Here is a 12604-nt window from a genome sequence, read left to right as displayed (position 1 = left end):
ATGATAGCCTAGTAAACTTGTGTCGGTGTAGGGATGAAAAGACAACTAACAATGCTAACTCGCCAAATTGATTCGAAGTCAGGCGTCGTCACCTCCAATGAGATGATGGCCGCGAATCCCCATTCTCCTGTTTTAGTGAAAACCATCGACATGCCAAAAGGTTACATTGATGCGCTGCATCAACACACTTGGCATCAAATCATCTTTCCTATCAAAGGGTTATTGCAAACACAAACGGAGCATTATCAGCATTTGGTTCCGCACACTTCTGCGTTATTTGTTCCTGCGGGTGTTCAACACGAGTCGATTGCTCTGAGTAACACGATCTTTGTTGGCATTTACCTTAACCCTGCGTTTGGCGCAATGTACGGGCCACAAGTGAGAACCATTGCTCTAACGCCGTTTTTAAATGAGCTTTTACAAGAGATCCGCAGACAGTGTGAAAATGAGACAAGCCACGAAGAAGTACTGCATTTGCTGGCGGTGTTGCATGATCAAATTTTGAAAAGCAACGTGCAGACATTTCAGTTATTACTGCCACAAGACAGACGACTAAAACTGATTTTCGAGCAACTGACTGACGAGCCCGCGTTGAGCTGTTCGCTAAAAGAGTGGGGGGAGAAAATTGGGGCGTCTGAGCGCACTTTATCACGGTTGTTCGCCAAGGAATTCAACACTTCATTTCTGCTTTGGCGGCAACAAATTCGGCTGATTTACTCGCTTTCTTTGTTAGATGAATCGTTGCCAATCCAAGCCATTGCAGACCTAGTGGGTTATCAAAACGATTCATCCTACATCAAAGCATTTAAAGCCTATTTTGATATGACGCCACAACAGTTTAGAGTGAACGGCGCATCGCGCAGGTAGAACTACAGAGCTTCGACTTCACTTAATGCTTTTGAGAAGAAGCCATGAAACGTCCCTTTTTAATTTCAACTACATGGTATGAATAATAATGGCACCAACGATAAATACACGAGTTAATCAATTCTGTTTTGGTCAACCCAAAACGTCGCTGTCGTTGGAAAAAGAGCCCCTCAAACCGCTTGCTCAGGGCAAGGTTCGGGTGCGACTGGAAGCCACCAACATTAATCCAAGTGATTTGCTTTCTATTCATGGTGTTGGGCAATACCGCCGCGTTCACGTACCACCTCGCGTGCCGGGATTTGAAGCGGTTGGGCGTGTGGTGGAAGTCAGTGCTGTTGGTCAAACTGGCCTTCAAGTTGGGCAAAAAGTGTTGGTGGCGATGAGTGGTACTTGGCAACATTACATCGATGCTTCGCCTGAGAATCTTTTTCCGCTACCTGAGAGTTTGGATAACGGCTATGCCTGCCAGTTGTACATCAACGCGTTAACCGCGTGGGTTATCACCACGAAAGTGGCTAAGTTGAACAAAGACGATGTGGTGATCATCAATGCGGCGGGTTCGGCGATCGGTAAGATATTTGCCCAGCTCGCCCATTCACTGGGTTTTACACTGATTGCTGTCACTTCAAAGCCAGACGAGTATCCGTACGATACGATTCCAGTGTTGGACGCGAAGCAAGACTTACACGCGCAGCTGCAAACGCGCAAACAGCCACAACCAACGGCCGCTTTGGATGCGATAGGTGGTGAGGCTGGCACGTATCTCATTCGTACCTTGAAAGAAAATGGCCAATACATCAACTACGGAACGTTGTCGTTAGCGCCTTATACGCCTGCGTTTTTTGAATCGATGAAGACCAACAACATCGACTTTAGCACCTTCTTTTTGCGGTATTGGGAAGAATCGGTAGGTAAAAGCGTGAGAAAGGCGGTATTCGCTGAAATGTTAGACCACTTTATTGCCAACGATATAAAGTTAAATGTAGCGTCTGAGCTGCCGCTAGAGGATTTTCAAACTGCGATTGAAATGGTTGAGCAACGCTCATCGGCAGTGTCAGGAAAAATCATTTTGACGCTATGAATTACAGTGAGTCTGTTGAGAAAAGGGAGGATAAAATCCTCCCTTTTTTGATGGGTTATTTGTAATGATGGGACTATTTTAGATGGAAAATTTGTTCTGTTTCGAGCGATGTCATCGTACGTACTTGACGCCAAATGTAATAAAAAATACCGAACATCATTAACATGCTTGGAATTGCAATCATCGGGTAGCTGTAAAGCGTCATCTTACCCAACTCTTCATTAAAGGCAGCTGTGCCCGAAGGACTGGTCACGATCCAAGTCGCAAGGAAGTAGTTCATCGCGGATGAGAACGCAAAAGTACTCGCAAACAGATAGTTTGATGACATTAGACAACGTGCAAATGCCTCTGATTGACCGTTCTCTTTCAAGCGTTCGTTAATCAGCGATAAATTCAATACCGTGTCATTCAGTACTAACTTCTGCATCAGTGGGTAGCGGGTAAACGTTGAGCCCAAAACCGCTAAACCGATCAAGCCAGGGATCAGGGCTTCTTTCAAGGCTAACCAACGTGTATCGAGCTCTAACAAGCCAATGCCGCCAGTTAATAAAACACTGATAAAGCCAAGTGCAGAAATAAAGTTAAATTTCTTGTTCCGGACAAGGTCCATACCGCCGTAAATGATAGGAAATAGCAAAGCGACAACCAGCGCCATTGCTGTTCCTAGGTGTTCATCGCCGCTAAACTTCATCAAGATAAAGGAAGGGATGAATACGTTAAAAAGGATCTCGAATAGGGGATTCGGCTTTTTCGCCGTTGTGTTACTCATAATGTTTTACTGACTCTACTCTATGTCGGCTGTTATTGTACTTTGACGAGAAGTGTTCATCCAGTAACGCCAGATGTAAAGCGTTAAAGCGCCGAGTTGTGTAACGACTTATGAAATAGACCGGAGCATAGCCAGTTAGTTGACATGATTGACTACTTTTTTTGTGTCTTAATCGCGCTCCCTCTGCGCAATGATCTGATTGCGTGCTCTGAATAATCGAGTCGCCACGGTGTTGTGATTAAGCTCTAAGACTTGAGCAATTTCATTATGATTAAACCCGACTACGAGTTTTAAGACCAATGGCTCTCGGTATTTGGGTTCGAGAATCATCATTTGTTTTTGAAGCCAATCTTGTGCCATGTCGTGGTCACTGCCAGGGTAGGTTTTTGCCTGTATTACACACTCATCAATATCGACAAAATTGTACTGCTTTTTATCAAAGCGCCGAGCATTCTCACGACGCAAAATGGTGATGAGCCAAGGCTTCGCGGCATTGAGATCATTTAAGTTATCAAAGAATCGCCACGCTTTCAGGAAGGTGTCTTGCGCCAAATCTTGAGCAAGGTGATGATCTTTGCATAGCCAATATGCGAGACGATAGATATCTTGGTATCGCTCCTTCGTCAGTGCTTCGTATCGTTTGTGTTTTTCCATAGGATTAAGATCAGAAGTTTAGAGCTGAGTAGCAAGGTAACCTCTGAAGCTTCAAAGGTTACCTGCGGTTTCGTTCTTGCCCGCTTAAAATGGCTGGGTAGAAAAACGTGAGTATTGAAGGGCGTCTGCGACTTCTTGAGCTTTAGATTCTGAAGTCATGAGATGCAGCAATTTAAGGGCAGCTTGATAGCTAACTAGGCTGCCGTTTGAGGTGATGACACCCTCATCAACAACAAAATTCTGGTCGACCTGTACATCAACTGCTGGATAGTCTTTTTGTAATCCGTTTTCACCTCCTGCCCACGTCGTCGCTTTCTTACCGTTTAACAGGCCAGCCTCGGCCAATAGATACGCACCAGAGCAATTACTTGCCATCCAATCTGCCGCCTTTGATGTGGTTTGAATAAAGTGAATGAGATCCCTGTTTTCGATTAGCGAATCCATGTCGTAGCTGGATGTTAAAACCAGCACGTCGAGTTCCGGCTGATCGCCAATCCAAGCATCCACACCAATTTTTAATCCCTCTTCAGTGGTGATGGTTTTCTGATCAGAGACGGAAATAGTGACTACTTCATAATCGCTAAACCAAGTCAGACGACTTGCAACGCCAAAGACCTCTAAAGGCGCAGTGACATCAGAGGTCAGTACGCCGTCGTAAACCAGAATGCCAATGCGTTTATCCGCAGCATGTGCCGTTTGAAGCATCCCAAAGAATAGGACTAAGGTCGCTATCAATAGTTGTAGTGCATTCTTTAATCCATTTTTACCCATTGTTTTTTCCTCGCTAACAGAGCATCAAGTTATTGAGATTCATTATATTTGGGCTGATTGGTGATTGAAGAGCCACTTTGTCTTTACTAAAGTGAATAAAGTTCACGAATGGAATGCACGAGTTTTATGGATAAGATACGGTCCCTACGATTTTTTATTGCCACTTTAGAAGGTGGCAGTTTTGCTGCGGCCGCCAAAGCGCATGGCACAGACCCTTCTACGGTGAGTAAGGCCATCCATCGTCTTGAAAGCGACTTGGGAATACAGCTTTTCCAACGTTCTACGCGACAGATCCGTCTGACAGAAGCCGGTCGTCGATACGCAAATACCGCTAGGTTTGTACTGGACGAACTGACGGCGTGTGAGGATTCATTGAAAAGCCACAATGATGCGCTTTCAGGACTGCTTAAGATTAATGTGCCGGTCTCCTACGGTCGCCTTTACATTCGCCCTTTATTAAAAGAGTTTTGTCGCCGCTACCCCAGCATCACTATCGATATTCATTACGATGACGCCTACGTTGATATTATTGAGCAAGGGATTGATGTGTCGATTAGATCTGGTGTCGTTCAGGACAGCCAGTTGATTGTGCGCCAGCTGAGTCCTATCGATTTTATTATTTGTGGCAGTCAGGATTACTTAGCGCGGCATGGTGTTCCGAGTGGCCCAGACGCATTCAATGATCATTCTTGGGTTCGTTTTCGTTTTAAACAAACGGGGAAACTGTTGCCGATTCGGATGCCAGAACCAGACGGTGCAAGTGAGTATAACCCCGAGAGAAATTTTATTGTAAACGACGGCGAATCCATGGCAGAGCTTTGCGCAGAAGGCTTAGGGTTAACTCAGATTCCTCACTTTATCGCGAGAGATTGGCTCAAAGCGGGGCGTTTAGTGCCGATATTTCCGAGTATGCGCCAAGCTGGAAATGGCGTGTATCTGCTCTATGCCAACCGGGAGTATGTTCCAGCTCGAGTAAGGGTGTTCATCGATTTTATCACCCAAGCGATACAGGATATGGATGAAACGCCATTCCATACGTGGGCTGAAACGTTGCCGATTTATCGACCGAACCAAGGCGATTGAAAACTTCATGTGAGTCTTTGGTTAAAACCCCCTAAGCTATATGGTGCTTTTATTGGTTTTTGTTAGTTTATTGGACGTTATTATCGAAAAGCGCAGTTTGCTCTTCGTCACTCATAAAGGAAAGACAATGCCAACTAAGATCTTAGTGCCTGCTTTGGCCCTACTTCTCAGCGCATGTGGCGGCGATGGGGAGTCGTCAGCCCCAGCAGAAAGTGGCTCACAAAACACAGGTTCCACATCGTCACAAGGCACATTTGCCGAGCAGATGCTTGCAGCGGTCAACAGCGCCCGCTCTACTACACAACAGTGTGGCGCAACCACCATGCCACCTGTTGGGGCACTGACTTGGAGCTACGATTTGGAAAGCGCCGCTTATCGACATTCGAGCGATATGGCGAACAGCGATTTCATGAGTCATACAGGCTCTGACGGCAGCAATATGTCAGATCGAGTCAACGCAACGGGCTATGCTTGGAGCGCCATTGGTGAGAATGTTGCCGTAGGGCAAAGTTCCATTAACGCCGTCGTTAATGCTTGGTTATCGAGCGAAGGTCACTGCCTCAATATCATGAGTGCGGATTTTGATCAGATGGGCGCGTCGCTTGTCGAAAATCACTCGGCAAGCTACGGGTATTACTGGACTCAGGTTTTTGCCAAACAGCGCTAATGCGATAAAGAAACCTGATAGATAAACCAAAACGCCAGTAGTCACCATCTGCTGGCGTTTTATTATTTACGTCTCTTTTAGCTTGTCAGGTTACGAAGTTTTGGATCATCCGTCAGGTATTCAACAAATTCGATCTCAAAACCGGCAGGGTCAACAAAATACACATTCTTGCGGTATGGCTCATCAGCCCCAGGTTGGGCAATTGGATAACCGGCATCGGTCAGTCTTTTTATGATGGCATCGACGTTGTTGGTCACATAAGCAAAATGCGCTAGCCCAACTTGGTGCCCGCTCAACTCGCGGTTTTCTCCTTCACCGTGGTCACTCATCGCAATATATTGATACTCGTCGCCAAAATGTAGCCAGTTTCTTGGCTTACCACTCCATTCGCCTTTCCCCTCATCACGCACGTACCAATGTGGAAACGCAGTTTGATAAAACTTCAGCATTTCAGGGATGTTTTTCACGACTAAATTAATATGTTCTAGTTGGATCATGATGTGCTCCTTTTTGTCATTTTCTAGCCAACGATGAACATGCTAAAACCTCAAGTTAAGTTGAGGTAAAGGGCTTTTTTAAGTTTTTTAGGGTTGATGTCTTTGGAGCTTGGTACATGGAGAGATTCGGTGGGGGGGTACTTTGAATCTGTGAGTTGGGTTAGGTGCTTGCAACCCTCTTTCATCTTTTGTTTGTTCGTGCTAATCATTTTCGAGCGAGTTTGTGATGAGTAGATTCCCAGTCTCACCTAGGTTCGCGGGAATGACGTGAAGAGAGCGCTAAACGAACAGCGTCATTCTGAAGGAGCCTAAGCGAGTATTCAGAATCTATTTGCAGCGCTTTGTGATGCAAGCGGTGTGAAGTTAACTGTCCACGATTGCAGAACCAGTCCCTCCTCTTTGAGCCCGGAGTGTTGAGATCTTTAGAGTTTTATACAAGCGAAGGTTAGGTGGGTTTGGTGCTTTGAATCTGAGAGCTGGGTTAGGGGCTTGCAACCTTGTTTCACCTTTTGTTTGTTCGTGTTCTTGCTAATCATTTTCGATCGAGTTTGTGGTGAGTAGATTCCGAGTCTCACCTAGGTTCGCGGGAATGACGGGAAGAGAACGCTAAACGGACAGCGTCATTCTGAAGGAACCTAAGCGAGTATTCAGAATCTACTTTCAGTGTGTTGTTATGTTGCGTTGTGAATTGAACTATCCGCGAGCACAGAACCAGTTCCTCCCTTTTGAGCTCTGCGTGTTGAGAGCTTCGGAGTTTGATACAAGGGGAGGTTAGGTGGGGTTGCTGGTTGAATGTTGGGTAAGGTGCTTGCAACCTTGTTTCAACTTTTGTTTGTTCGTGCTACTCATTTTCGATCGAGTTTACGGTGAGTAGATTCCCAGTCTCACCTAGGTTCGCGGGAATGACGGGGAGAGAACGCTAAACGAACAGCGTCATTCTGAAGGAGCCTAAGCGAGTATTCAGAATCTATTCGCAGCGCGTTGTGATGCTGGTGGAGTGAAGTGAATTATCCGCGATTGCAGAACCAGCCCCACTTTTAGTCCGGAGTGCTGAGATCTTTAGAGTTTGATACAAGAGAAGGTTAGGTGGGATTGGTGGTTTGAGGTTGTGAGGAGGATCATGTTCAGAACCCTCTAACCGTTGATGCGTCACGTGTATGTGTATGAATTTCTTTCGTTCAAGCTTGCGGTGGGTAGATTCCCAGTCTCACCTAGGTTCGCGGGAATGGCGTGAAGAGAGCGCTAAACGAATAGCGTCATTCTGAAGGAGCCTAAGCGAGTATTCAGAATCTATTTGCAGCGCGTTGTGATGCTAGTGGAGTGAACTGAATTAGAACTTGCCACCTTAAGCACGGAGTGCTGGGGGATGTACTTACACCCCTCCCCAAAACCAAAAAAGCCAGCAGTTAGTACCTGCTGGCAAAGTCTTTGGGCTTCTAGGTTTTTGCTTTTCTTTCTTGCCACTCCGTTCTACACGATGCCCCGATTGGTTTTCCGGGGAAGAAAACACAGCACCGTGCGCTTTGTGCTCAAGAAATTGGAGATTAACCTTGCTTACGGATTAGGTAGTCAAATGCGCCTAAGCTTGCTTTTGCACCTTCACCCATCGCAATGATGATCTGTTTGTAAGGAACCGTCGTTGCGTCACCCGCTGCGAAGACGCCTTCTAGGCTGGTTTCACCACGGCTACCGACTTCAATTTCGCCGCGCTGAGAAAGCGCTACTTCTGAATCTTTTAGCCATTCTGTGTTTGGTACTAGACCGATTTGGACAAAGATACCTGACAGTTCAATCTCTTTGATTTCATCTGTGTTACGGTCTTTGTACTTCAAGCTTGTTACGCGAGTACCGTCACCCACTACTTCTGTGGTTTGCGCCATCGTGATGATGTCGATGTTTGGTAGAGAGTTCGCTTTGTCGATAAGCACTTGGTCTGCGCGAAGTACGTCTGCAAATTCAAGAACGGTTACGTGCTCAACAATACCTGCTAGGTCGATAGCCGCTTCGATGCCTGAGTTACCACCACCGATAACCGCGGTTTTCTTGCCTTTGAATAGCGGGCCGTCACAGTGTGGGCAGTACGCGACGCCTTTGTTGCGGTACTCTTGCTCACCCGGAACGTTCATTTCACGCCAGCGAGCACCAGGGCTTAGGATGACACTCTTACTTTTCAGCGTTGCGCCGCTTTCAAGTTGGATATGAATCAAGCCATCTTCTGTGTGTGCTGCGCCCATCAGTTTTTGCGCTTGTTGCTCAGTCACGACGTCTACGTCATATTCTTTTAGGTGCTCTGCTAGGTCAGTCGCCAGTTTTGGACCTTCAGTACGTTTTACCGAGATAAAGTTCTCGATTGCCATGGTGTCCATCACCTGACCACCGAAGCGTTTAGCGACAACGCCAGTGCGAATACCTTTACGCGCTGCGTATAGTGCTGCTGCACTACCACCAGGGCCACCGCCGACGACTAGTACGTCGTATGGGTCTTTTTCGCTCAGTGCTTTGGCTGCTTTCTCGCTCGCACCGTCATCCACTTTGTTTAGGATTTCAGTTAGAGACATACGACCTTGACCGAATAGCTCACCGTTCACGAATACGCTTGGTACTGCCATGATGTCACGTTGTTTTACTTCATCTTGGAAGAGTGCACCGTCGATCATGGTTGCTTTCACTTTCGGGTTGATCGCCGCTATCATGTTGAACGCTTGAACAACGTCTGGGCAGTTTTGGCACGACAGTGAAATGAACACTTCAACATCCAATTCTTTATCTAGCGCTGCGATTTGTTCAATCACTTCCGGCTCTAGTTTGATTGGGTGACCACCAGAGTGCAGTAATGCCAATACCAGAGAGGTAAATTCGTGACCCATTGGTAGGCCAGCAAAGCGAAGTGCTGTGCCTTTTACTGGGTTCGTAACCGTCATCACCGGTTTACGTGCGCTTGCGTTGTCGTCACGTTCAACGGTGATAAAGTCGCTCATCTCTGCGATTTGGTTCGCCAGAGACAGAATGTCATTCGATGCTTTGCTTTCATCTAGACTAACCACTAGACGAACGTCTTCTTTTACATTAGCCAGATATTGTTTGAGTTGTTGTTGGATCGCTTGGTCTAACATAGTTGTTGTTACCTTAAATAAACAAAAGAGTGGTTACTCTGGATAAAATCAGTAGGGAGAGAGCAAACCAGGCAGAAGGTCGTCAAGGTATCTAACCTGGAATGCTCTCTAAGTTAAGCGTCAATTAGCATGTCAAATTGAGCTTAAATTCAGTGGCTTAGATTTTGCCTACTAAGTCTAGAGAAGGAGCTAGCGTCTCTTCGCCTTCTTTCCATTTTGCTGGGCAAACTTCGCCTGGATGTGCTGCTACGTACTGAGCTGCTTTCACTTTGCGTAGTAGGTCTTCTGCGTCACGACCGATACCTTCAGCAGTGATTTCCATTGCTTGGATAGTACCTTCTGGGTCGATTAGGAACGTTGCACGGTCTGCAAGACCTTGGCCTTCACGCATCACACCGAAGTTGTTTGTGATGTTGCCTGTTTGGTCACCAAGCATGTAGTACTGGATCTTGCCGATGGTTTCTGAGCTATCGTGCCAAGCTTTGTGAGTGAAGTGTGTGTCTGTTGATACTGAGTACACTTCAACGCCGCGTTTTTGTAGCTCTTCGTAGTGGTCTGCTAGGTCACCTAGTTCTGTCGGACATACGAATGTGAAGTCTGCTGGGTAGAAGAAGAATACAGCCCATTTGCCTAGAACGTCTTGTTCTGTTACTTCAACGAATTCGCCGTTTTTGTATGCTGTAGCTGCAAATGGTTTGATCTTTGTATTAATCATTTTTACTTTCCTCAGAATGTTTTAGGGTGAGCAGTTCTTGCTTTCGGAAAGTATATTCGCATTGGATTGTGTTTAAGGAAAATCGCTTGTAACTATCCTATTGATAGTCATTTCCTATCTTTATTAATAGGGAAGCCCGATGTAAGTGAGTTTGCTTCGATAGGTTTTATTGAAGATGAAGGCCGAGTGGTAATAGAGAATACCGATGATGATCTTTAAGATATCGTCTGGCTAAGATCGAAAGAACCTGCATCTCGGCAGGCTCTTTCTAATAGGAAGTGGGGAAGCTGATGCTTCTATTTGGTTAGCCCAGATTGTCGAGCACTTTGCCGCACAACTTCTTCAGCATGATCATTTCATCCAGTTCTAATGTGATTTTACACATCATGGCGTTTGGCACCGACTTGGCTTGTTCTTTAAGGTCACGACCTTGCTCGGTTAGGTTGAGTACGCGAACGCGCTCATCGGTTTCACTACGACCACGCTCTACATAGCCTTTCGCTTCTAGGCGTTTAAGCAGCGGCGTGAGCGTGCCTGAATCCAAATGCAGTTGTGAGCCCAATTCTTTAACGCTGGCGCCGTCTTTCTCCCACAACACCATCATCACTAAGTACTGCGAATAAGTCAGATCAAGTTCGTCCAGCAAAGGGCGGTAAGCTCGGATCACCGCATTTGCTGCACTATAGAGCGGGAAGCAAACTTGGTTTTCGAGTAAGAGTTTATCGTCGTCGGTCATGGTGTTGTCGGTGTAACACTGGCTCATTGGCGTTGCCTACCTGCTCACAGAGAAAGAGAGTAACAAAATAAATTGCGCACAATATAGTTGCAAGCGATCTTTACTTCGATATAAGATTGCAAGCAATTGAATTGTGCGCAACTTAAATGAAGAGGGCAATCGTATGACTACTCTATACAAAACTCAAGCTACTGCTTTGGCTGGTCGTAATGGTCAAGTAAAAACAGATGACGGTCTTCTCGATCTAGAGCTGTCATACCCGAAGGAAATGGGCGGCACAGGTGCAGCAACTAACCCTGAGCAGCTTTTCGCTGCGGGTTATTCAGCATGTTTTTCTAACGCGATTCTGCACGTAGCACGTGAAGGTAAAGTAAACCTGAAAAGTGCACCCGTAACAGCGGAAGTGGGCATTGGTCCGAACGATAACGGCGGCTTTGCATTAACAGTGAGCTTAGCGGTAGAGCTAGATATGCCACAAGAACAAGCATTAGAGCTAACGCGCATTGCACACCAAGTTTGCCCATACTCAAACGCCGTTCGTGGCAATATTGATGTTGCTGTTACAGTAAACGGCGAAGCGATCTAATCGATTTAGACATTATTTCTAATAGAAGGAAAGCCTGCGAACGTGCAGGCTTTTTTCGATTATTTGATGGCAGTGCAGAAGCTGACGTCTGCATGGTGCGTTTGTGGATCGTAGCTATGATAAAGTTCGAAGCAAGGTCGGCAGTCGTTTTCAATACCAGATTCAACCACTTTGCTCATCAAATCATCCCATGCTTTAGGGTATTGGCTGAATTCGGTAATTTGCTGGCGCATCACCGCATATTGACCGCCGGGGAAGTCTTGCAACTCAATGCCTTTTGGTACTTCGGTATCTTCTGGCACCATTAGACAGATGTCAGTACGACACTTCTCGTCTGGCGTGATTTCTGGGTTATCGTGATAAATGAAGATACAGGTATTGCCCGCCAAACCTTTCATTCCTGCCCATTGATACAAGAGACCTGATGGTTCTTCATAACCTTGGCCATAAGGGCCGTTAACGCGAATGTAAGCCAATTTTGCTTTATCAAAGTTTTGCGTTTCCATATTGTTGCTCCATGTTGTGAGTTCAGAGTCAGTATATGAATCGCTTAGGGTTCGTTCGTTTCCATTCTTGCGCAGTGCGTGTCCAATCTTGCTGTTTCGCGCGAGTTCAGAAAATTGCTGGTAGTTTTTACAGTCGCGAAAGGCGGTTGGTGTTACGCCATAATGCTGCTTAAACGCCTTAGCTAGGCTTTGCGAACTAGAAAAGCCGTACTCTAACGCGATGTTCAGCACTGGTTGCTTTGATTTGAAAAGGTCGTCTGCTGCCGCCTCTAGCCGTAAACGTCGGATGAAGTCGGCTAATGTTTCGCCTTGTACCGCCTTAAAGGTACGGTGAAAATGATAGGGAGAGAGGTTGGCTAGCGCTGCCACTTCGAGCAAATTGAGAGGAGCGTTAAAGTGCTGTTCCAGATAGCGAATAACAGGAACGAGTCGTTGGTGATAATCGACACGCATGAGAGGAGCCACCCTTGTTTGATTTGCTCAAAGCGTACCGCAATGAAGCAAGGATTCAAGGCTAGTATCGAATAAATGCGTCGTAGTCATTTATTTCTGATTGTGA

13 protein-coding genes are annotated in these 12604 nt (G+C 46.2%); 5 read left to right on the top strand and 8 right to left on the bottom strand.

The features are described from left to right. Positions 1-51: 51 nt before the first annotated feature. On the top strand, positions 52-867 hold the full coding sequence (locus CAG69_RS08690; protein ID WP_161443762.1) for an AraC family transcriptional regulator: 816 nt from the start codon (positions 52-54) through the stop codon (positions 865-867). 88 nt (positions 868-955) lie between these two features. Further along, on the top strand, positions 956-1948 hold the full coding sequence (locus CAG69_RS08685; RefSeq protein WP_161443757.1) for a zinc-dependent alcohol dehydrogenase family protein: 993 nt from the start codon (positions 956-958) through the stop codon (positions 1946-1948). A gap of 73 nt (positions 1949-2021) precedes the next feature. On the opposite strand, the gene CAG69_RS08680 is transcribed toward CAG69_RS08685, so the two are convergent. The 3 genes from CAG69_RS08680 to CAG69_RS08670 form a co-directional block, all read right to left on the bottom strand. Then, positions 2022-2717, bottom strand: coding sequence for a VC0807 family protein (locus CAG69_RS08680; RefSeq protein ID WP_161443755.1), 696 nt, complete (start codon positions 2715-2717; stop codon positions 2022-2024). A 168-nt stretch (positions 2718-2885) separates the two neighbouring features. Then, a complete protein-coding gene (locus tag CAG69_RS08675; protein WP_161443753.1) occupies positions 2886-3371 on the bottom strand; it encodes a sigma-70 family RNA polymerase sigma factor in 486 nt (161 codons plus the stop codon). An 84-nt stretch (positions 3372-3455) separates the two neighbouring features. Then, complete coding sequence (locus tag CAG69_RS08670) at positions 3456-4142, bottom strand: DJ-1/PfpI family protein (protein ID WP_161443751.1); 687 nt, start codon at positions 4140-4142, stop codon at positions 3456-3458. A gap of 126 nt (positions 4143-4268) precedes the next feature. Between CAG69_RS08670 and CAG69_RS08665 the strand changes: the two genes are divergently transcribed. Both CAG69_RS08665 and CAG69_RS08660 read left to right on the top strand, forming a co-directional pair. Next, positions 4269-5225, top strand: coding sequence for a LysR family transcriptional regulator (locus CAG69_RS08665; RefSeq protein ID WP_161443748.1), 957 nt, complete (start codon positions 4269-4271; stop codon positions 5223-5225). 127 nt (positions 5226-5352) lie between these two features. After that, on the top strand, positions 5353-5892 hold the full coding sequence (locus CAG69_RS08660) for a CAP domain-containing protein (protein ID WP_161443746.1): 540 nt from the start codon (positions 5353-5355) through the stop codon (positions 5890-5892). A gap of 77 nt (positions 5893-5969) precedes the next feature. Here the strand turns inward: CAG69_RS08660 and CAG69_RS08655 are convergent, their stop codons facing one another. The 4 genes from CAG69_RS08655 to CAG69_RS08640 all read right to left on the bottom strand — a co-directional run bounded on the left by CAG69_RS08655 (position 5970) and on the right by CAG69_RS08640 (position 10980). Next, on the bottom strand, positions 5970-6389 hold the full coding sequence (locus CAG69_RS08655) for a VOC family protein (RefSeq protein ID WP_029802786.1): 420 nt from the start codon (positions 6387-6389) through the stop codon (positions 5970-5972). 1544 nt (positions 6390-7933) lie between these two features. Beyond that, a complete protein-coding gene (gene ahpF / locus CAG69_RS08650) occupies positions 7934-9502 on the bottom strand; it encodes an alkyl hydroperoxide reductase subunit F (RefSeq protein ID WP_161443744.1) in 1569 nt (522 codons plus the stop codon). A 157-nt stretch (positions 9503-9659) separates the two neighbouring features. Continuing rightward, complete coding sequence (gene ahpC, locus CAG69_RS08645; RefSeq protein ID WP_005395542.1) at positions 9660-10217, bottom strand: alkyl hydroperoxide reductase subunit C; 558 nt, start codon at positions 10215-10217, stop codon at positions 9660-9662. Positions 10218-10521: 304 nt separating this feature from the next. Further along, positions 10522-10980, bottom strand: a complete 459-nt coding sequence (locus CAG69_RS08640) for a MarR family winged helix-turn-helix transcriptional regulator (protein ID WP_161443742.1) — start codon at positions 10978-10980, stop codon at positions 10522-10524. A gap of 136 nt (positions 10981-11116) precedes the next feature. Here CAG69_RS08640 and CAG69_RS08635 point away from each other — a divergent pair, with 136 nt between their 5' ends. After that, positions 11117-11539, top strand: a complete 423-nt coding sequence (locus tag CAG69_RS08635; protein WP_005374640.1) for an organic hydroperoxide resistance protein — start codon at positions 11117-11119, stop codon at positions 11537-11539. A 59-nt stretch (positions 11540-11598) separates the two neighbouring features. Here CAG69_RS08635 and CAG69_RS08630 read toward each other — a convergent pair whose 3' ends face one another. Beyond that, the gene (locus CAG69_RS08630; RefSeq protein WP_161443740.1) at positions 11599-12498 is read right to left on the bottom strand and encodes an AraC family transcriptional regulator; all 900 of its coding nucleotides are present in this window, start codon (positions 12496-12498) and stop codon (positions 11599-11601) included. Positions 12499-12604 lie beyond the last annotated feature (106 nt).

Origin of the sequence: Vibrio sp. V43_P6S15P86, assembly GCF_009904725.1 — a bacterium.
In the GTDB taxonomy this organism is placed as follows: Bacteria; Pseudomonadota; Gammaproteobacteria; order Enterobacterales; family Vibrionaceae; genus Vibrio; species Vibrio diabolicus.
Note: the sequence above shows the minus strand (reverse complement) of the source record. Positions and strands in the feature narration are given on the sequence as shown.